Source organism: Curtobacterium sp. NPDC092190, assembly GCF_044755625.1.
In the GTDB taxonomy this organism is placed as follows: Bacteria; Actinomycetota; Actinomycetes; order Actinomycetales; family Microbacteriaceae; genus Curtobacterium.
On record NZ_JBIVRJ010000001.1, the window covers coordinates 587,227 to 606,616 of the forward strand.

The following is a 19,390-nucleotide window of genomic DNA, read 5'->3' on the forward strand; positions in this document are numbered from 1 at the left end:
CGCAGACGATTCTACGAAGCAGGACCGACATCCGTCCGGGCGTGGCGGTCTAGCCGAGTGCGTCGAGAGCGAACGCGACGCCGGTCGCCTGTTCGCTCGCCGTCCAGAGGCGCGCAGCGACGGTGCGGTCGTGGGCACGCGGGCGCGCCGGGACGAGGGCCGGACGACCGGCGAACTGGAGCGGGCCGGCCGGCCCCCAGTACTCCCCCGAGCGGACGTCCTCACCGACGGCGGCGTGCACGAGCGGCCACGCCCCGGCATCCTTGCCCTGCGCCACCCAGCCCGAGCCCGCTCGCATCCACGCCGGTTCGGACCGCGTCGGTGCGACGTCCGGTCGGGGCGGGGCGGCGGCGTCGAGTGCCAGCCCGGGGTGCGCGACGACGCTGCGCACCCGCGAGCCGGCGTCGCCGAGCCGCTGCGCGAGCTCGAAGCCGAACAGCATCACCGCGAGCTTGCTCCTGGCGTACTGGCGGTGGCCCTCGTAGCGGCCGACCGCGAGCGGATCCGCCCGGTCGAGCGTCGTGAAGCGATGCGCGATGGAGCCGAGGTGCACCACACGCCCCGCTTCCTGGTCGAGGGCCGGCAGCGCCAGCGCCGTCCAGGCGAAGTGTCCGAGGTGGTTCGTGCCGACCTGCAGTTCGAAGCCCTGCGCGGTGCGCTGCGGGCGAGCCGATCCGACCACGCCGGCGTTGTTGAGCAGGGCGTGCACGGGGCCGAGCTCCCGGAGCCGCACGGCCGCGGCACGCACGCTGTCGAGGTCGGCCAGGTCGACGTGCAGGTGCACGAGTGCGGCGTCGTCGACGTGCTTCCGGATGCTCCGCTCGGCGGCGGCGGCACGCTCGGGGTTCCGCGTGGCGAGCACCACCCGGTGGCCCTGTGCCGCGAGCTGCTCGGCTGCGTGGTAGCCCAGGCCGGCGCTGGCACCCGTGACGACGACTGTCCGCCGCGCGGTCCCGGAGGTGTCAGCGGACATGCCCGGCGGACTCCATCTGTCGCAGCGCCTTCTTCAGGTCCTGCACCTCGTCGCGGAGCCGTGCCGCCAGCTCGAACTTCAGCTCGGCCGCGGCCTGCAGCATCTGGTCGTTGAGGTCGGCGATCGTCGCCTCGAGCTGGGTCGCGCCCTCTCCCGCGATGCCCTCGCGACGCAGGTTCGGCGTGGGCGACCGGCGGCCGTCGGAACCCGGGCGACCCTCGAGCAGCGCCTTGGTGTCGTCGCTCTCGCGCTGCAGCACCTCGGTGATGTCGGCGATCTTCTTGCGGAGGGGCTGCGGGTCGATGCCGTGCTCGAGGTTGTAGGCGACCTGCTTCTCGCGGCGCCGATCGGTCTCGTCGATCGCCTGGCGCATGGAGTCGGTGATCTTGTCGGCGTACATGAGCACCTGGCCCGACACGTTGCGGGCGGCACGGCCGATCGTCTGGATGAGGGATGTCGACGACCGCAGGAACCCTTCCTTGTCGGCGTCGAGGATCGCCACGAGGGACACCTCGGGCAGGTCGAGGCCCTCGCGCAGCAGGTTGATGCCGACGAGCACGTCGTACACGCCCTGGCGCAGCTCCGTCAGCAGTTCGACACGCTTCAGGGTGTCGACGTCGGAGTGCAGGTACCGCACGCGGACGCCGGCGTTGCCGAGGAAGTCCGTGAGTTCCTCGGCCATCCGCTTGGTCAGGGTCGTGACGAGCACGCGCTCGTCACGCTCGACGCGCAGCTTGATCTCCTCGAGCAGGTCGTCGATCTGGCCGTCGCTCGGCTTCACGACGATCTCGGGGTCGACCAGACCCGTCGGACGGATGATCTGCTCGACGACGCTGTCGGTGACGCCGAGTTCGTACTTGCCCGGGGTCGCCGACAGGTAGACCTTCTGCCCGACGCGCTCGAGGAACTCCTCCCACGTCAACGGTCGGTTGTCGAGCGCGCTCGGCAGACGGAAGCCGTGCTCGACGAGCGTGCGCTTGCGGGAGGCGTCACCCTCGTACATCGCACCGATCTGCGGCACGGTCACGTGCGACTCGTCGATCACGATGAGGAAGTCGTCCGGGAAGTAGTCGATGAGGCAGTGCGGCGCCTCGCCCGCATCGCGCCCGTCCATGTGGCGCGAGTAGTTCTCGATGCCGGAGCAGAAGCCGATCTGCTCCATCATCTCGATGTCGAAGGTCGTGCGCATGCGGAGCCGCTGGGCCTCGAGCAGCTTGCCCTGGCCCTCGAGCTCGGCGAGTCGGTCGGCCAGCTCGTCCTTGATCCGCTCGATCGCCCGGTGCATGACGTCGGTGTCGGCGACGTAGTGCGACGCCGGGAAGATCGAGACACCGGGCAGGTCCGCGATGACGTTGCCGGTCAGCGGGTGCAGCGAGGTGAGCGCCTCGATCTCGTCACCGAACATCTCGATGCGGATCGCGTGCTCTTCGTACATCGGGATGATCTCGATGGTGTCGCCGCGGACGCGGAAGGTGCCGCGGGCGAAGTCGACGTCGTTGCGCTGGTACTGCATGCCGACGAACTTGCGCACGAGCTGGTCGCGGGAGATCGTCTGGCCGACGTGGAGCGCGATCGACGCGTTCATGTACTGCTCGGGCGTGCCGAGGCCGTAGATGCAGGACACGGTGGACACGACCACGACGTCGCGCCGGCTGAGCAGCGAGTTCGTCGTCGAGTGCCGGAGCCGCTCGACCTCCGCGTTGACCGACGAGTCCTTCTCGATGAAGGTGTCCGTCTGCGGGACGTACGCCTCGGGCTGGTAGTAGTCGTAGTACGAGACGAAGTACTCGACCGCGTTGTTCGGCAGGAGCCCGCGGAACTCGTTCGCCAGCTGCGCGGCCAGGGTCTTGTTGTGCGCGAGCACGAGCGTCGGCCGCTGGACCTGCTCGATCAGCCAGGCGGTGGTCGCCGACTTGCCGGTACCGGTCGCGCCGAGCAGCACGACGTCGGTCTCACCCGCGTTGATCCGACCGGCGAGCTCGGCGATCGCCGCCGGCTGGTCACCGCTCGGCGAGTACTCGCTGATCACCTCGAAGGGACGGATCGCCCGGGTGGGCTGGATCGACACTGCCATGGGGACAACGGTAGTCGCGCCCCCTGACACCCGACGGCCCTGATCGCCCACAGCTGAGCGGGTACCAGGGCCTGCGGGGCCCGTTCAGGACGCGATGCGGTCCCACACCGCGTCGGCGGACCGCAGGGTGTCCTCGAGCGATCCGGTCGCGTCGACGACGTGGTCGGCGAGGGCGAGCCGCTCGGCGTCCGACGCCTGGGCCGCCACACGTCGCTCGGCCTCGTCACGCGGCATGCCCCGGTGCTCGACGAGTCGTCCGACCCGCTGCGCCGCAGGGGCGTCCACGACGACGACCGCGTGGAACCGGATCGGCCGACTCCCCCGGGCCTCGGCGAGGAGCGGGACGTCGTAGACGACGACGGCTTCCGGATCAGCGGCCTCGGCAGCGTCGAACGCTCCCCGTGCGAGCCGCCACACCTCCGGGTGGGTGATCCCCTCGAGGTCCTTCCGCGCCGAGGCGTCGGAGAAGACGATGCTGCCCAGGGCGGCCCGGTCGAGCGCGCCGTCGGGGGCGAGCACGCCCGTCCCGAACCGTTCCACGACACGGGCGAGCCCGGGGCTGCCCGGAGCGACCGCCTGCCGCGCGAGCCGGTCGGCGTCGACGACGACCGCGCCGTGCTCCGCCCAGCGACGGGAGACGGTGGACTTGCCCGCGGCGATGCCGCCTGTCAGACCGATGATGCGCACCGGTCCAGGCTACCGAGGACGTCGTGGAACGCCGGAAGCCCGGCACCCCCTCAGGGGTACCGGGCTTCCGGGACGTGCGACCCGCTCGATCAGTTGTTCGAGCTGAGCTTCTCGCGGAGCGCCGCGAGCGAGGCGTCGTCGGCCAGGGTGCCCTGACCGTTCGACTCGCTCGAGAAGGTCGACGAGGACGAGGACGAGCTCGAGGCCGAGGCGGGGAGGTCGAAGCCACCCTTCTCCTCGTCCGCGATGGTCTTCGCGACCTGCGCCTTGTGGGCCTCCCAGCGCGACTGGGCGGCCGCGTACTGGCCCTCCCACTCGGTGCGCTGGGTGTCGTAGCCCTCGAGCCACTCGTTGGTCTCCGGGTCGAAGCCCTCGGGGTACTTGTAGTTGCCCTGGTCGTCGTACTCGGTCGGCATGCCGTAGAGCGCCGGGTCGAACTCGGTGCCCTCCGGGTCCACGCCCTCGTTCGCCTGCTTGAGGCTGAGCGAGATGCGACGACGGTCGAGGTCGATGTCGATGATCTTGACGAAGACCTCGTCACCGACGGAGACGACCTGCTCGGCGAGCTCGACGTGCTTGTTCGAGAGCTCCGAGATGTGGACGAGACCCTCGATGCCGTCGGCGACGCGGACGAAGGCACCGAACGGCACGAGCTTCGTGACCTTGCCCGGTGCGATCTGACCGATCGCGTGGGTGCGGGCGAAGACCTGCCACGGGTCCTCCTGCGTGGCCTTGAGCGAGAGCGACACGCGCTCGCGGTCCAGGTCCACCTCGAGGATCTCGACGGTGACTTCCTGACCGACCTCGACGACCTCGCTGGCGTGCTCGATGTGCTTCCAGGAGAGCTCGGAGACGTGGACGAGACCGTCGACGCCGCCCAGGTCGACGAACGCACCGAAGTTGACGATCGACGACACGATGCCCTTGCGGACCTGGCCCTTGTGGAGGTTGTTGAGGAAGGTGGTGCGCGACTCGGACTGCGTCTGCTCGAGCAGGGCGCGGCGCGAGAGGACCACGTTGTTGCGGTTCTTGTCGAGCTCCAGGATCTTCGCCTCGAGCTCCTGGCCCAGGTACGGGGTCAGGTCGCGGACGCGACGCAGCTCGATGAGCGAGGCCGGGAGGAAGCCACGGAGGCCGATGTCGACGATGAGACCGCCCTTGACGACCTCGATGACCGTGCCGGTCACGACGCCGTCGGACTCCTTGATCTTCTCGACGTCGCCCCAAGCACGCTCGTACTGCGCACGCTTCTTCGACAGGATGAGGCGGCCTTCCTTGTCCTCCTTCTGGAGGACCAGGGCCTCGACCTCGTCGCCGACCTCGACGACCTCGTTGGGGTCGACGTCGTGCTTGATCGAGAGCTCGCGCGAGGGGATGACACCCTCGGTCTTGTAGCCGACGTCGAGGAGGACCTCGTCGCGGTCGATCTTCACGACGGTTCCGGAGATCAGATCGCCGTCGTTGAAGAACTTGAGGGTCTTCTCGACCTCGGCCAGGAAGTCATCAGCCGAGCCGATGTCGTTGATGGCGACCTGCTTGGGAGCCTTGGTCGTGGTGGTTGTCATGTAGAGATTGCTCCGAACGGACATGAGTCGGGCCGTGACGGCGAGGGAGCGACCCCCTGGTCCGCACCGAACGTCGGTGCGAGCCGTCATGGCAGTGGTTGGTTGGCGCTGATTGCGCCGATTGAGTCTAGCCGCAGGGCCGCGGGCCCCACAACCGGGCGTGTCGCGTGTCGCGGGGTGACCGGAGGACGGACGGGAGGCACGCGGCGACCCCGCCACGCGCCTCCCGTCCGTCGACCCGTCACGCCGTCAGTCGAGCAGCGCGCTCCGGAGCGTGTCCAGGCCGACCCCGCCGAGTGCGAGCGCCCGGTGGTGGAAGGCCTTCAGGTCGAACGCAGCGCCCTCGCGTGCGGCGAGCTCGTCGCGGATCGACTCCCAGACGCGCTGCCCGACCTTGTAGGACGGCGCCTGCCCCGGCCACCCGAAGTACCGGGCGACCTCGAACTGCACGAACTCCGGCGCCATGTTGACGTTCCGGCCCATGAAGTCGAGCGCGTACTCCCACGTCCAGCCACCGCCGTCGGGGTTGGTCTTCTGCAGGTGCACACCGATGTCGAGCACCACGCGGGCCGCCCGCATCCGCTGGCCGTCGAGCATGCCGAGGCGGTCCCCGTCGTCGTCGAGGAACCCGAGCTGCTCCATGAGCCGCTCGGCGTAGAGGGCCCAGCCCTCGACGTGCCCGGACGGTCCGGCCAGCTGCCGACGCCACGTGTTGAGCTCCCCGCGGTTGTAGACCGCCTGGCTGATCTGCAGGTGGTGACCGGGCACGCCCTCGTGGTAGACCGTCGTCTTCTCACGCCACGTGCCGAACTCCGTGACGCCCTGCGGCACCGACCACCACATCCTGCCCGCACGCGAGAAGTCGTCGGAGGGGCCGGTGTAGTAGATCCCACCCTCCTGCGTCGGGGCGATCCGGCACTCCAGGCGCTTGATCGGGTCGGCGATGTCGAAGTACTCCCCGTCCATCGCGCGGATCGACGCGTCACTGGTCTCCTGCATCCACCGCTGCAGGGCGTCGGTGCCGTGCAGGATGCGGGCGGGGTCGGCGTCGAGGACCTCGATCGCGCGCGCCACCGAGGCGCCGGACTCGATGCGGTCCGCGATGCGCTCCTGCTCGTCGCGCATCCGGGCGAGCTCCTCGATGCCCCACTCGTACGTCTCGTCGAGGTCGACGACGGCACCCAGGAAGCGTCGGGAGTGCAGCTCGTAGTCCTCGCGACCGACCGCGTCGACCGGGGTCGCCAGGGGCAGCAGCTCGTGCTCGAGGAAGCCGCCGAACGACCGGTACGCGGCCGCCGCGACCTCGGCGCCGCGCACCAGCTCGCCGCGGAGCGACTCGGGCAGCGGTGCGCCGCCCTCGAGCGCGGCGCCGTCGACGAGCTGGCGGAAGAACCCGTCCTCGGCACCGTTGCGCGCGGCCTGCTCGGCGATGAGTGCGACCTGGCGCGCGGCGGGCGTGACCTGCTCGCGCGTGCCCTGCAGCAGGGTCTCGCGGTAGCCCTCCAGGGCGTCCGGCAGCGCGTGCAGGCGCCCCGCGACGTCCTGCCAGTCGTCGGTGGTCGCGGTCGGCATCAGGTCGAGGACGTCGCGGAACTCCTGCGCGGGGCTCGCGATCACGTTGAGGTCCCGCAGGTGCAGCTTCCGCTCGTGCGACTCCACGACCAGGTCGAGCTCCGCTCCGAGGTCGGTCTTCGTCACCCGGTCGACGTCGTCCGTCGACTCGGCGGCGTCGAGGGCCCGGCGCGCGGAACGTGCGGCGTCGGCGAGGGCGTCGGCGCCGGCGGGCGAGGTGTCGCCGTAGCCGTCGGTGCGCCCGGCGACCCCGATGTACGTGGCGACGGTCGGGTCGAGGTCGACGAGGGTGGACACCCAGTCCTCGGCGACGCGGTCGACGGCGGACGGCTGGCGGACGGGTCGGTCTTCGCTCATGCCCCGACCCTACCGAGCGGCTCGGCGCGCGCCGGGTGCCGATCCGCGCACGGGAGGTCGATCCGCGCGTGGGACGCCGTTCCTTCCGGCCTCCGACGCGCGGTTCGGCATCCCAGGTCACGTGTGATGGGCAGGAACGCTCACCACGCTGGCTGCACGGCACCACGAACGGACGGGAGGCACGGTGCCAGCTGGCACCGCGCCTCCCGTCCGTGACGTGGCCGCGTCGCAACGCGACCCGCGCGCGTCAGTGCGCCGCGGACTCCCAGTTCGGGCCGACGCCGACCGACACGTCGAGCGGGACGCTCAGCTCGGCAGCCGCGCCCATCCGGGTGCGCAGGATCTCCTCGACGCGCTCCTGCTCGCCGGGAGCGACCTCGAGGATGAGCTCGTCGTGCACCTGGAGCAGCAGGTGCGACTCGAGCGATCCCTCGCGGAGGTCCTCGTCGACGCCGAGCATCGCGATCTTCATGATGTCGGCGGCCGACCCCTGGATCGGCGCGTTCAGCGCGGCGCGCTCGGCGTTCTCGCGGAGGACGCGGTTCGGGCTCTTCAGGTCCGGGAACGGACGCCGGCGACCGAAGATCGTCTCGGTGTAGCCGTCCTCACGGGCCTGCTCGACGACGCCCCGGAGGTAGTCGCGCACCGCACCGAAGCGGGCGAAGTACTCGTTCATGAGCGTACGCGCCTCGGACTGCTCGATGCGGAGCTGCTTCGACAGGCCGAACGGGCTGAGGCCGTAGGCCAGGCCGTACGACATCGCCTTCACCTTCGTGCGCATCTCGGGGGTGACGTCCGCCGGCTCGACCGAGAACACCCGGGCACCGACGAAGCGGTGCAGGTCCTCGCCCTCGTTGAACGCCTGGATGAGCCCCGGGTCGCCGGACAGGTGCGCCATGATGCGCATCTCGATCTGCGAGTAGTCGGCGGTCACGAGCGTCGTGTACGGCTCGGCGACCGCGAAGGCCGACCGGATGCGGCGACCCACGGCGGTCTTGACCGGGATGTTCTGCAGGTTGGGGTCCGTCGACGAGACCCGGCCGGTGCTCGTGCCGGTCTGCTCGTAGCGGGTGTGGATGCGTCCGTCGACGACCGCGGCGTCGAGCGTGTCGACGATCTGCCGGAGCTTCGTGGCGTCGCGGTGCTGCAGCAGCAGTCCGAGGAACGGGTGCGGGTGCTGCTCCTGCAGGTCGGCGAGGCTCGCCGCGTCGGTCGAGAAGCCGGTCTTCGTCTTGCGGGTCTTCGGCATCGCGAGCTCGGTGAACAGGACCTCCTGCAGCTGCTTCGGCGAGCCGAGGTTCACCTCGTGGCCGATCTCGGCGAAGGCCTGCTGCGCGAGCTCGGCGGCACGCTCCCCCAGGTCGTGCGACAGCCCGGTCAGGACCGGGCGGTCGATGCCGACACCGATGGTCTCCATGCCCGCCAGCACCGGCACGAGCGGCAGCTCGATCGTGTCGAGCACCCGCAGCGAGGACTCGTCCACGCGGGAGCGCAGCGCGGTGTCGACCCGCAGGACGTACCAGGCGTGCACGCCGACGTTGACCGGTTCGGTCTCGGGCACGAGCTGGTTCGGGTCGGCGGTCGGCAGCTCCTCGCCGAGTTCCTGGTACACGAGGTCGGCGAGGGGCTGCCCCTGCTTGCCCGGCTGCGCGAGCCACCCGGTGATGCGGGCGTCCCCGGCGATGCCCCGCACCGTGATGCCGACCGTGCCGAGCGCCTTGATGGCGGCCTTGGCGTCGTGGAAGTGCTTCGGGGCGTCGGAGGCGAACCACGCGGCGAGCTGCTCGTAGTCCTTCGCGCCGCTGCCGCCGGGCACCAGGACGGCGTCGTCGTGGGTCGCGATGCCGATCGCGCTGAGCCGGCCGTCGATGACCTCGACCGCGACGCCGAACCCGTTCTCGGCGTCGTTCGCACCCTTGCGCTCGAGCCAGTACCCGAGCTCTTCGTCGATGACCGTGGTGACCTTCGGCGGGGTCGGCGCGCCGCTGTCGACCGAGCCGGGAGCCTCGCTCGCCTCGCTCGGCTCACCGGTACCGGCGACCTTGAAGACCCGGTCGAGCAGCGTGCGGAACTGCAGCTTCGCGAAGAGGTCGCGGACGGCCTGCTCGTCCAGCGGGCGGAGGGCGACGTCGGCCGGTCCGACGGGCAGCTCGACGTCGTTCACGAGCCGGTTCAGCCTGCGGTTCCGGATCGCCCGGTCCTTCTGCTCGCGGAGGTTGTTCCCGACGACGCCCTTGATCTCGTCGGCGTGCTCGAGGACACCGTCGAGGGAGCCGTACGCGGTCACCCACTTGACCGCGGTCTTCTCGCCGACCTTGTCGATGCCGATCAGGTTGTCGCTGGTCTCCCCCACGAGCGCCGCGATGTCCGGGTACTGGTGCGGCTCGATGCCGTACCGCTCGTACACCTTGTCGCGGTCGTAGCGCGTGAGCTCGGAGACGCCGCGGACCGACGGGTACAGCAGCGTGACGTCGTCGTTGACGAGCTGGATCGAGTCGCGGTCACCCGAGACCACGTACACCTGGTACCCCTGCTCGGCACCCTGTCGCGCGAAGGTGGCGAGGATGTCGTCGGCCTCGTAGTCCTCCTTCGTCACCGTCGTGATGCCCATCGCCTCGAGCGCCTGCTGCAGGAGCGGGATCTGGCCCTTGAACTCGGGCGGGGTCTCCGAGCGGGTGCCCTTGTAGTCCTCGTACTCGCGGGTGCGGAAGGAGAAGCGGGAGATGTCGAACGCGACCGCCAGGTGGGTCGGCTTCTCGCGCTGCAGGAGCATGAGCAGCATCGAGATGAAGCCGTGGATGGCGTTCGTGTGCTGCCCCTCGCGGTTCACGAAGCTGTCGACCGGCAGTGCGTAGAAGGCCCGGAAGGCGAGCGAGTGGCCGTCGATGACCATGAGGGTAGGCTTTGCGGAGTCCGACACCCGGACAGCCTACCGACGCCATCCGACACGGGAGTCCGCGAGCGTGACCGACGACGTGACCCACGAACCGACCGCCTCCGGAGCCGTCGACGAGCGACTCTCCGACCGCGGCACGGGCGAGCTCGCCACGAAGATGGGCATGGAGATCACCGAGCTGAGCGCGGAGCGTGCCGTCGGGTCGATCCCGGTCGAGGGCAACCGCCAGCCGGTCGGGCTGCTGCACGGCGGAGCGTACGTCGTGCTCGCCGAGAGCCTCGGGTCGATGGCTGCGAACGTGCACGCCGGGCCCGGCCGCTACGCGGTCGGCATCGAGCTCAGTGCGTCGCACTCCCGCAGTGCGACGAGCGGCCGGGTCACGGGGACCTGCACGGCGATCCACCTCGGCGGCACGCTCACCACGCACGAGATCGTGCTCACCGACGACGAGGGCCGACGCTGCTCCACCGTGCGGATCACGAACATGATCCGCGAGCGGCGCTAGCGGTTCAGTCCTCGGGCGGTCGCTGCAGCAGCAGGCGGGCATCGCCGAACCCGAGCCGACGGTAGAGCGTCTCACCGGCGACGCTGGAGTGCACCGCGGTGCGCTCCGCGCCGAGTTCGTCGGCGATGTCGAGCAGGGCCGTGACCAGGCGTGCGGCGACGCCCCCGCCGCGCAGGTCGGGGTGCACGTACACGGTCTGCAACTCGGCGGTCACGCGTCCGCGCGGCCGGTGCGGCGCCGGCGGCCGCGGGTGCACGGCGAGCCACGCCATCCCCAGCACCTCCCCGACGCGCTCCGCGACCACGCACCGGTGCGAGTCGGCGTGCTCGGCGGCGAAGGCCGACATTGCCTCGCGGTACTCGTCGGGCGTCACCGTGGGCACGGCGCCGTCCTCCTCGACGCTCCACCGCCAACGCAGATCGGCCACCGTCGGCATGTCCTCCGGCCGGGAGGCACGGATCACCACGTCGTCCATGCCCCCACCCTGCCACGTGGCGCGGCTGCGGCGGGTCCGACCCGCGCCTCCCGTCCGGCGCTCTGCCGCGGCCCTGCCGCTGCACGCGGTCTCCGACACGAAACGCGTCGTTCGACAGGTGCGGTGTCGCACGATGCGCGCGCACCCGGTGCAGGCGCATCGTCCGACGTTGCACGTGACGATCGACCGGCGCGATGTCAGCCCGTACCCGTGCACCGACGTCCGCGGGATCCGGAACGCGGAGAGCGCCGCCGGACGGTGTCCGGCGGCGCTCTCCGCGTGAGCGAGCGGGTGCTCGTTACTTCTTGGCGCTGAGCTGCTCGATGATCGCCTTCGCGACGTCGTGCATCGTCAGACGACGATCCATCGACGCCTTCTGGATCCAGCGGAACGCCTCGGGCTCGGTGAGGCCCATCTTCTCGTTGAGCAGGCCCTTGGCGCGGTCGACGAGCTTGCGGGTCTCGAACCGCTCGACGAGGTCGGCGACCTCGGCCTCGAGCGTGATGATCTGCTGGTGCCGCGAGAGGGCGATCTCGATCGCGGGGAGCAGGTCGTTCGGGGTGAAGGGCTTCACGACGTAGGCCAGGGCACCGGCTTCGGTCGCGCGCTCGACGAGGTCCTTCTGGCTGAACGCCGTGAGGAGGACCACCGGAGCGATGTGGTTCTTGGAGAGCTTCTCGGCAGCGGAGATGCCGTCGAGCTGGGGCATCTTGACGTCCATGACGACGAGGTCCGGGCGCAGGTCGGTCGCGAGCTGGACGGCGGTCTCACCGTCGCCGGCTTCCCCGACCACGTCGAACCCGTTGTCGCGGAGGATCTCGACGATGTCGAGACGGATGAGCGACTCGTCCTCGGCGACGACGACGCGACGCGGTGCTGCGGGGGTTGCTTCTGTGTCACTCACGACCGAGAGCCTACTAGACGGAGCGCGTGGCTTCCGTCAGCTGTGGATGCGCGGTTCGACGAACTTCTGTACGAGTGGCGGGACGCTCGGTGCGCCCAGCCCCGCACGCCGTGAGCGACCTTGTACGAGTGGCGGGACGCTCGGTGCGCCCAGCCCCGCACGCCGTGAGCGACCTCGTACGAGTGGCGGGACGCTCGGTGCGCCCGGCCCCGCACGCCGTGAGCGACCTCGTACGAGTGGCGGGACGCTCGGTGCGCCCGGCCCCGCACGCCGTGAGCGACCTTGTACGAGTGGCGGGACTCGAACCCGCACGCCGTGAGGCAGAGCATTTTGAGTGCCCCGTGTCTACCGTTCCACCACACTCGCGAGGGCTCCAGGCTAGCAGGGCCGGCCCCGCCCCCGGTCCTCACACCGGGGCGAGCGGTTGCAGCGCTCCCTCGGGCAGCTCGACCCGGACGGCGTCGCCCGCGCGGACGATGCCCCCCGTCACGACGACGCCCATCACGCCGCCCTTGCGCTCCACGGTGCCGTCCTCCGCTCGGCCGAGGACCGCGCGCAGCAGCCCCGGGTCGAAGTCGTTGATCTGCTGGCACGGGTTCCGGAGCCCGGTCACGCGCACACAGGCCGCGTCACCGAGGTGGAGCAGGGCCCCGGTCGGCAGTCCGAGCAGGTCGACGCCGCGGGTCGTGACGTTCTCCCCCATGTCCCCCGGCACGACGGTGTGCCCGGAGGCGGCGACCTCGTCGAACACCTCGGCGTGGAGCAGGTGGACCTGCCGCAGGTTCGGCTGTGACGGGTCCCTGGCGACGCGGGAGCGGTGCTGCACGGTCGTCCCGGCGTGCGCGTCGCCGTCGACGCCCCACCCCGCGACGAGGGTGATCTCCTCGACGACGGGCTTGCTGAAGCGGTGCTCGGCGTCGCGGCTCACCGCGACGATCCGTCCGTTCTCCTGATGAGCGCTCACGTCCCCATCGTGGCAGACACCGGGGCCGGAGCGACACCCCGGTCCGCGCCCGACCCGGGGTCGACGGCGCGGGTCGCGCGGGGCAGGCGGAGCACGAACCGCGCGCCGCCGAGCGTCCCGTCGTCGTCGTGGACGAGCGTGCCACCGTGGGCGACCGCGATGCCGCGGGCGATCGGCAGGCCGAGTCCGGCACCACCCGACCGGACGTCCCGCGACTCCCCCAGTCGGACGAGCCGGTCGAACACGCGCTCGCGGTCGCCGACGGGGATGCCGGGCCCGTCGTCCTCGACCACGAGCGTCGCCTCGTCGGCGTCCGTGCCGAGGGTCAGCCGCACCGTCCCCGTCCCGCCCGTGGCCCGCGCCGCGTTGTCGACGAGGTTGCCGAGCACCTGCGCGAGTCGGTCGGCGTCGACCTCGACCGGGACAGGCTCGGTCGGGAGTCCGGGGTGCAGGGTGATCCCCGGCAGCCGGAGCTCGAGCCGGTCGACCTCGGCGCGCAGCCACGGGACGAGGTCGGTCGGCCGCCGGTCGAGCGCGATCCCCCGGTCGAGTCGCGCCATCGTGAGCATGTCGTCGACGAGGCGCGCCGCGCGGTCGGCCTGGCGGACGACGTGCACCGCGAGCACCTCGGTCGTCGCCGGGTCGTCGCCACCGCTCCGGACCAGCGTGTCCGCCGCCGCGCGGACGCCGGCGACGGGCGTGCGGAGCTCGTGTGCGGCGTCCGACAGGAAGCCCCGGACCCGTTCCTCAGCGGCCACGGCCTGCGCCTCGGCACCCTCGACGGCGTCGAGCATCTCGTCGAACGCGGCGGCGACGCGGCCGATCTCGGTGTCCGTCCTGGCAGGGCGCAACCGCCGACCACGGTCACCGTCGGCGATCGATCGGGCCGTCGCGGTGACCTCGTCGAGCGGACGCAGCGCGCGACGCACGACCAGGACCACTCCGACGACGGCGACACCCAGGAACACCGCGGACGCACCGCCCATCACCCAGCCGAGCTGCGTCAGGGTCTCCTGCACGTCGCGGGTGCCGGCGGTCAGCGTGATGCGTGTGCCGTCGTCGAGGACGGACCGGAGTGTGAGCACGCCGTCGTCCTCACTGGCACGCGACGACACCACCGTCACACCGGAGGACGCCGACGCACCGGAGGACGCCGACGCACCCGACGACGCCGTCGCACCGGACGACGCCGGTGCACCGGCGTCGGCAGCCCCGGTCGAGCCGCTGGAGGACGACCGGTCGCGAGGCGCCGGACCCGGGAGCTGCCCGGGGTCGGGCGGTCCGGAGCGCAGCTGGTCGGGTGTCGGCCCGGCCTCGACCGCGGCGCCGTCGGGCTGCACGATCCGCACCGAGAGGCCCTGCGCCGACAAGCGGTCGGCGAGGTCGTCCGCGTCGAGCACCCCCACGAGTGCGGCAGCGGCGGCAGCCCGGTCCCGCAGTCGGTCCTCGACCTGTGCACGCAGTCGCGCGCCGAGCACCGCCTCGACCGCGACGACGAGCCCGGCCAGCAGCACCGCGAGCAGCACGAGCACCGCGACCACGGTCCGCAGTCGCAGCGAGGACGTGCGCAGCCGTCGGTCGACCGCGGTCACGCCGCGCCCCGGTCGACGGAGAGCCGGTACCCGAGCCCGCGGACCGTGTGCACGAGCCGGGGACCGTGCACCTCCATCTTGCGGCGGAGTGCGCTGAGGTGGACCTCGACCAGGTTCGGCGCGATGTCCTCGTAGCCCCACACCTGCGTCGTGATCTGCCCCTTGGAGACGGTCCGGCCACGGCTCTCGGCGAGGAACCGCAGCAGCCGGAACTCGGTGGCCGTCAGGTCGAGCAGGACGCCGGCGCGTCGCACGGTCGCGCCCTCCGGGTCGAGCACGAGGTCGCCGACCTCGATCACCGACGGGACCCGACCGCGGCGGCGGAGCACGGCCGTGACGCGTGCCACGAGCTCGGCCATCGCAAACGGCTTCACCACGTAGTCGTCGGCCCCCTCGGCGAAGCCGCGCAGCCGGTCGTCGAGCTCGTCGCGGGCGGTCATCATCACGACGGCGGCGTCCGACCGCGTCCGGATCCGAGCCGCGAGCAGGATGCCGCTCGGTCCGGGCAGCATCCAGTCCAGCAGGACGAGGTCGGGAGCGGCGCGGTCGAGGTCCTCGGCGATCGCCCGGCCGTCGGTGGCCTCGGTCACGACGAACCCCTCGGCGCGCAGGGTCGCGGCCACGGCGGTGCGGAGGGAGTCGTCGTCCTCGACCACCAGGACACGTGCGGGTGCGTTCACGGCGGACACGGTAGGTGGGCACTGCCCGCAAGCAGCATGGAGGACGCTGGACGAAGCCTGTGCTTCAGTCCTGCTTCAGGTTCGAGCTCGACCGTCGTCCTCGTCGCCGGACCGCCCCGGTCCGCCGACACCGACACGGAAGGCACACCATGCAGGACGAACGACACGACCAGCCCGTCACCGCGCCCGACCGCCGTCGGCGCACCCTGCGTCGCGTGGGGATCGGTTCCGCGGCCGCCGCGGCGCTGCTCCTCGGCGGGCTCGGCGTCACCGCTGCCGTCGCGGACGGCTCCGGCGCACCGAGTGCCACGAGCGCACCGACGGGAGCGCCGAGCGGCGCACCGAGTGGTGCACCCTCCGGTGCTCCCACTCCGGGCACGAAGGGTGCCCCCGGTCCCGGCGCGAAGGGCGCGGAGCGCGCCGCTCCGGCTCCGGGCTGCGTGGCAGCTCCGCCCGCGGCCGGCGACGCCCCGAAGCCGAAGGACGGCGCCGTCCCCGCCCCGCCGGAGGGCGCGGACGCCCCGAAGCCGCCCACGGGCTCCGACGCGCCGAAGCCGAAGGACGGGAACGCGCCGAAGCCGGAGGAGAGCGACGCACCCACGCCGCCGAAGGGCACGGACGCCCCGGAGCCGCCGCAGCCGGACCGGGACGGCGGCACGGACGGCTCTGCCACCCCGGCACCGGCCTCCGGGTCCTGAGCGGGACGACCCGGTGCGGGAGGCGCGCGTCGTCGGCCGGACGGTCGACGCGTGGCGCGCCTCCCGGCCGGGCCGGGTCGCCCGTCACGATCCGTCGAGCGCCTCGATCGCCGCCACCAGGGCCGACCGACGCGGCGACCGCGGCGGCAGGACCGCGAGCAGCGCGCGCAGCACCTGCGCGTCGGCGGCGCCGTCCGCCGTCCGCGCCCACGCCTGGAGCGCCTCGACGCCGCCGTCGGCGACGAGCGCCTCACGGAACCGCGTCCTGACCCGGTCGCGCAGGTCGTCGACGCCCGGCGAGACGGAACCGGGCAGGACCGGGCCGACGTACCGGTCGACGGCCTGGAGGCGCGCCCCGCGGTCGAGCGCGGACAGGACGGAGTCGACGTCCGTCCGCAGCCCCTGGAGTCGGTACGGTCGCGAGGTCACCGTCGCACCGGGGGCGTGCGCCGCGAGCACGCGACGCAGGCGCACCACCTCGGCACGGAGCGTGGTGACGGCACCGCGGTCGCCGTACACGGCGACCGCCAGGTCCGCCGCCGCGAGGCCGCCGGGCGTCGATGCGAGCACCGCGAGGATCTCCGAGTGCCGTTCCGACAGCCGGACCGTGCGCCCGTCGGAGGTCAGTGTCGCGGTGTCCGAGCCGAGGAGGGCCAGTCCGACGGCCGGACACGGCGCACCGCGGCCGCGTCCACGGGGCACGTCCCCGGTCGGTCCGGGGGTGCGGAGGCCCTGCACCGCCCGGAGTGCCAGTTCCGCCTCGGCCACCGCGGCCGTGGCGACGAGGAGCGGCAGGGTGTGGCGTTCGACCGCGCGCGCGTCGCCGGTGATGTCGAGCGCCCCGACGACGGCGCCGGTCGGGTCGTGGAGCGGCACCGCCGTGCACGAGAAGGCCTTGACGGCGGTCGCCCAGTGCTCGTCCGCGTGGATCTGCACCGCCCGGTCGAGCCGCAGGGCCGTACCGGGCGCGCTCGTGCCCGCGCGCTCCTCCGCCCAGTCCGCACCCGGCAGGAAGCCCATGTCCTCGGCTGCGCTGCGGGCGGGACGCGCGCCGTCGACCCAGACGAGACGCCCGGCGGCGTCGGTGACGGCGACGACGCACCCCGCGGACCGCACGTCGTCGAGCAGCAGCCGCCGCACCACGGGCAGTGCCGTCCCGAGCGGCCCGTGGCGGCGGAGCGCGTCGAGCTCGTCGGGCCCCAGCGCCAGCGACGGCCGGTCGTCCGGGTCGACCCGGGCACAACGACGCCAGGACGCGGCGACGAGCGGACGGAGCCCCGCGGGTGCGCGCATCGGGCCTCCTCGTGACGAGACGTCCGCCGCGTCGTCGCGGTCGACGGGGTCAGCCTACGTCCGGTGGTCCGCGGGGACCAGACCGAGGTCGTCGAGCTCGTCGTCGGTGAGCATGCGCGACCGCGTGAGGAACCGCTTGCCCTCCGGCACCTCGAGCGAGAAGCCCGCGCCCCGACCGTCGACCACGTCGATCGTCAGGTGCGTGTACTTCCAGTACCCGAACTGCGCGCGTGACATCCAGACCTCGACGGGGCCGGTGCCGTCGACGTCGAGCGCGCCGAGGAGCACGTCGGCCGGCCCCGTCCGGAACATCCCGACCGGGTAGCACATCGGGCTCGACCCGTCGCAGCAGCCGCCGGACTGGTGGAACATGAGCGGCCCGTGCCGGGCGGCGAGGGAGCGCAGGAGCTCCCCCGCCGCCGGCGTCACCGCGACGCGCGCCGCGGCCGGGCGGTCCGGGTCGGGCATCAGAAGAAGCCCATCGGACCGTCGGCGTACGACACGAGCAGGTTCTTCGTCTGCTGGTAGTGCTCGAGCATCATCTTGTGGTTCTCGCGCCCGATGCCGGACTGCTTGTACCCGCCGAAGGCCGCTCCGGCCGGGTACTGGTGGTAGGTGTTCGACCACACGCGACCGGCCTGGATGTCACGCCCGGCGCGGTAGAGCGTCGTCGCCTCGCGGCTCCAGACCCCGGCACCCAGTCCGTAGAGGGAGTCGTTGGCGATCCGGATGGCGTCGTCGTAGCCGTCGAAGCTGGTGAGCGCGAGCACGGGGCCGAAGATCTCCTCCTGGAAGATGCGCATGGCGTTGTCGCCCTCGAAGACGGTGGGCTGCACGTAGTAGCCGCCGGACAGGTCACCGCCGAGGTCCGCCCGCTCGCCGCCCGTCAGCAGCTTCGCCCCCTCCTGCTTCCCGATGTCGATGTAGCTCAGGATCTTCTCGAGCTGGTCGTTCGACGCCTGCGCACCGATCATCGTCGCCGGGTCCAGCGGGTGTCCCTGCTTGACCGCGCGCACCCGGTCGAGCCCGTCCGCGACGAACCCGTCGTAGATCTCGCGCGCCACCAACGCCCGGGACGGGCACGTGCAGACCTCGCCCTGGTTGAGGTTGAAGAACGCGAACCCCTCGAGGGCCTTGTCGTAGAAGGAGTCCCGCTCCTGCGCGACGTCGGCGAAGAACACGTTCGGGCTCTTCCCGCCGAGCTCGAGCGTCACCGGGATCAGGTTCTGCGAGGCGTACTGCATGATGAGCCGGCCGGTGGTGGTCTCCCCCGTGAAGGCGACCTTGCGGATGTCCGGGTGCTGGGCGAGCGGCGCGCCGACCTCGATGCCGAACCCGTTCACGACGTTGAGGACCCCGGCGGGCACGAGGTCGCGGATCAGTTCCACCAGCACGTGGATCGATGCCGGCGTCTGCTCCGCGGGCTTGAGCACGACGCAGTTGCCGGCGGCGAGGGCGGGCGCGAGCTTCCACACCGCCATGAGGATCGGGAAGTTCCACGGGATGATCTGCCCGACGACGCCGAGCGGTTCGTGGAAGTGGTAGGCGACGGTGTCGTGGTCGATCTCCCCCGTCGAGCCCTCCTGCGCGCGGATCGCCCCGGCGAAGTAGCGGAAGTGGTCGACGGCGAGCGGGATGTCCGCGCCGAGGGTCTCGCGGATCGGCTTGCCGTTCTCCCAGGTCTCGGCGACCGCGAGCTCCTCGAGGTGCGCCTCCATCCGGTCGGCGATCCGGTTGAGGATGCCGGCGCGCTCGGCGACGCTCGTGCGCGACCAGACGGGGAAGGCCCTCCAGGCGGCCTCCACCGCCCGGTCGACGTCGGTCGAGTCCCCCCGGGCGACCTCGGCGAAGACCCTGCCCGTCACCGGCGTGGGGTTCTCGAAGTACCGGCCGCCGGCGGGCGGGACGTACTCGCCGCCGATGAAGTGGTCGTACCGGGAACGGTAGGAGACGAGCGCCCCGTCCTCGCCGGGTGCGGCGTAGGTCGATGGCGATGCTGCGATGGTCATGGTGGACACCTTTCGACGACGCTGTCGGTGGCGCTGGTCCAGCACCTGCGGCGACGGTACGACGCCGGGGGTTGCAAGCGGTTGCGCCGGGTGGCGACCCCGGGCGCCGGCGACCGCCCCGGGCGCCCGTGACCTCCCCAGAGCGC

At 71.9% G+C, this 19,390-nt stretch carries 16 protein-coding genes and 1 tRNA gene; 2 read left to right on the forward strand and 15 right to left on the reverse strand.

From position 1 onward, the window contains the following. Window positions 1–49: 49 nt before the first annotated feature. From ACIQFY_RS02750 to polA, 6 genes are all read right to left on the reverse strand, one after another. Entirely contained in the window at window positions 50–973 is a 924-nt protein-coding gene (locus ACIQFY_RS02750) for an SDR family NAD(P)-dependent oxidoreductase (protein WP_400338163.1), read from the reverse strand. Next, window positions 963–3,035, reverse strand: coding sequence for an excinuclease ABC subunit UvrB (uvrB, locus tag ACIQFY_RS02755; RefSeq protein WP_066658265.1), 2,073 nt, complete (start codon window positions 3,033–3,035; stop codon window positions 963–965). The genes ACIQFY_RS02750 and uvrB overlap by 11 nt, the downstream gene beginning before the upstream one ends. Window positions 3,036–3,131: 96 nt before the next feature. After that, window positions 3,132–3,734, reverse strand: a complete 603-nt coding sequence (gene coaE / locus ACIQFY_RS02760) for a dephospho-CoA kinase (protein ID WP_400338165.1) — start codon at window positions 3,732–3,734, stop codon at window positions 3,132–3,134. An 89-nt stretch (window positions 3,735–3,823) separates the two neighbouring features. Further along, window positions 3,824–5,299: a 30S ribosomal protein S1 gene (rpsA, locus tag ACIQFY_RS02765; RefSeq protein WP_066654468.1), complete on the reverse strand. Its 1,476-nt coding sequence runs from the start codon at window positions 5,297–5,299 to the stop codon at window positions 3,824–3,826. A 249-nt stretch (window positions 5,300–5,548) separates the two neighbouring features. Next, a complete protein-coding gene (locus tag ACIQFY_RS02770; RefSeq protein WP_400338167.1) occupies window positions 5,549–7,228 on the reverse strand; it encodes a DUF885 domain-containing protein in 1,680 nt (559 codons plus the stop codon). Window positions 7,229–7,475: 247 nt separating this feature from the next. Next, window positions 7,476–10,148: a DNA polymerase I gene (gene polA, locus ACIQFY_RS02775; protein ID WP_400338168.1), complete on the reverse strand. Its 2,673-nt coding sequence runs from the start codon at window positions 10,146–10,148 to the stop codon at window positions 7,476–7,478. A gap of 43 nt (window positions 10,149–10,191) precedes the next feature. On the opposite strand from polA, the gene ACIQFY_RS02780 reads away from it, so the two are divergent. Beyond that, window positions 10,192–10,629 (forward strand): hotdog fold thioesterase, encoded by a 438-nt coding sequence (locus ACIQFY_RS02780; RefSeq protein WP_081984876.1) that lies wholly within the window; start codon window positions 10,192–10,194, stop codon window positions 10,627–10,629. 4 nt (window positions 10,630–10,633) lie between these two features. On the opposite strand, the gene ACIQFY_RS02785 is transcribed toward ACIQFY_RS02780, so the two are convergent. The 6 genes from ACIQFY_RS02785 to ACIQFY_RS02810 form a co-directional block, all read right to left on the reverse strand. Then, the gene (locus ACIQFY_RS02785; RefSeq protein WP_066654475.1) at window positions 10,634–11,104 is read right to left on the reverse strand and encodes a GNAT family N-acetyltransferase; all 471 of its coding nucleotides are present in this window, start codon (window positions 11,102–11,104) and stop codon (window positions 10,634–10,636) included. A 298-nt stretch (window positions 11,105–11,402) separates the two neighbouring features. After that, window positions 11,403–12,008 (reverse strand): ANTAR domain-containing response regulator, encoded by a 606-nt coding sequence (locus ACIQFY_RS02790; protein WP_022903868.1) that lies wholly within the window; start codon window positions 12,006–12,008, stop codon window positions 11,403–11,405. Between the two features lie 285 nt (window positions 12,009–12,293). Further along, window positions 12,294–12,374: transfer RNA gene (locus tag ACIQFY_RS02795), tRNA-Leu, on the reverse strand. A 40-nt stretch (window positions 12,375–12,414) separates the two neighbouring features. Further along, window positions 12,415–12,972: an MOSC domain-containing protein gene (locus ACIQFY_RS02800; RefSeq protein ID WP_066654478.1), complete on the reverse strand. Its 558-nt coding sequence runs from the start codon at window positions 12,970–12,972 to the stop codon at window positions 12,415–12,417. After that, window positions 12,969–14,564, reverse strand: a complete 1,596-nt coding sequence (locus tag ACIQFY_RS02805; protein WP_400338171.1) for an ATP-binding protein — start codon at window positions 14,562–14,564, stop codon at window positions 12,969–12,971. Before ACIQFY_RS02805 ends, ACIQFY_RS02800 begins: the two co-directional genes overlap by 4 nt. Next, window positions 14,561–15,244 (reverse strand): response regulator transcription factor, encoded by a 684-nt coding sequence (locus ACIQFY_RS02810; RefSeq protein WP_235426333.1) that lies wholly within the window; start codon window positions 15,242–15,244, stop codon window positions 14,561–14,563. The genes ACIQFY_RS02805 and ACIQFY_RS02810 overlap by 4 nt, the downstream gene beginning before the upstream one ends. Window positions 15,245–15,393: 149 nt before the next feature. Between ACIQFY_RS02810 and ACIQFY_RS02815 the strand changes: the two genes are divergently transcribed. Then, window positions 15,394–15,942: a hypothetical protein gene (locus ACIQFY_RS02815; protein WP_400338173.1), complete on the forward strand. Its 549-nt coding sequence runs from the start codon at window positions 15,394–15,396 to the stop codon at window positions 15,940–15,942. A gap of 84 nt (window positions 15,943–16,026) precedes the next feature. Here ACIQFY_RS02815 and ACIQFY_RS02820 read toward each other — a convergent pair whose 3' ends face one another. The 3 genes from ACIQFY_RS02820 to ACIQFY_RS02830 are packed head-to-tail and all read right to left on the reverse strand — an operon-like array spanning window position 16,027 to window position 19,244. After that, the gene (locus tag ACIQFY_RS02820; protein WP_251159772.1) at window positions 16,027–17,235 is read right to left on the reverse strand and encodes a GAF domain-containing protein; all 1,209 of its coding nucleotides are present in this window, start codon (window positions 17,233–17,235) and stop codon (window positions 16,027–16,029) included. Window positions 17,236–17,289: 54 nt separating this feature from the next. Then, entirely contained in the window at window positions 17,290–17,703 is a 414-nt protein-coding gene (locus ACIQFY_RS02825) for a DUF779 domain-containing protein (RefSeq protein ID WP_400338175.1), read from the reverse strand. Then, window positions 17,703–19,244, reverse strand: coding sequence for an aldehyde dehydrogenase family protein (locus tag ACIQFY_RS02830; RefSeq protein WP_400338177.1), 1,542 nt, complete (start codon window positions 19,242–19,244; stop codon window positions 17,703–17,705). The genes ACIQFY_RS02825 and ACIQFY_RS02830 overlap by 1 nt, the downstream gene beginning before the upstream one ends. Window positions 19,245–19,390 lie beyond the last annotated feature (146 nt).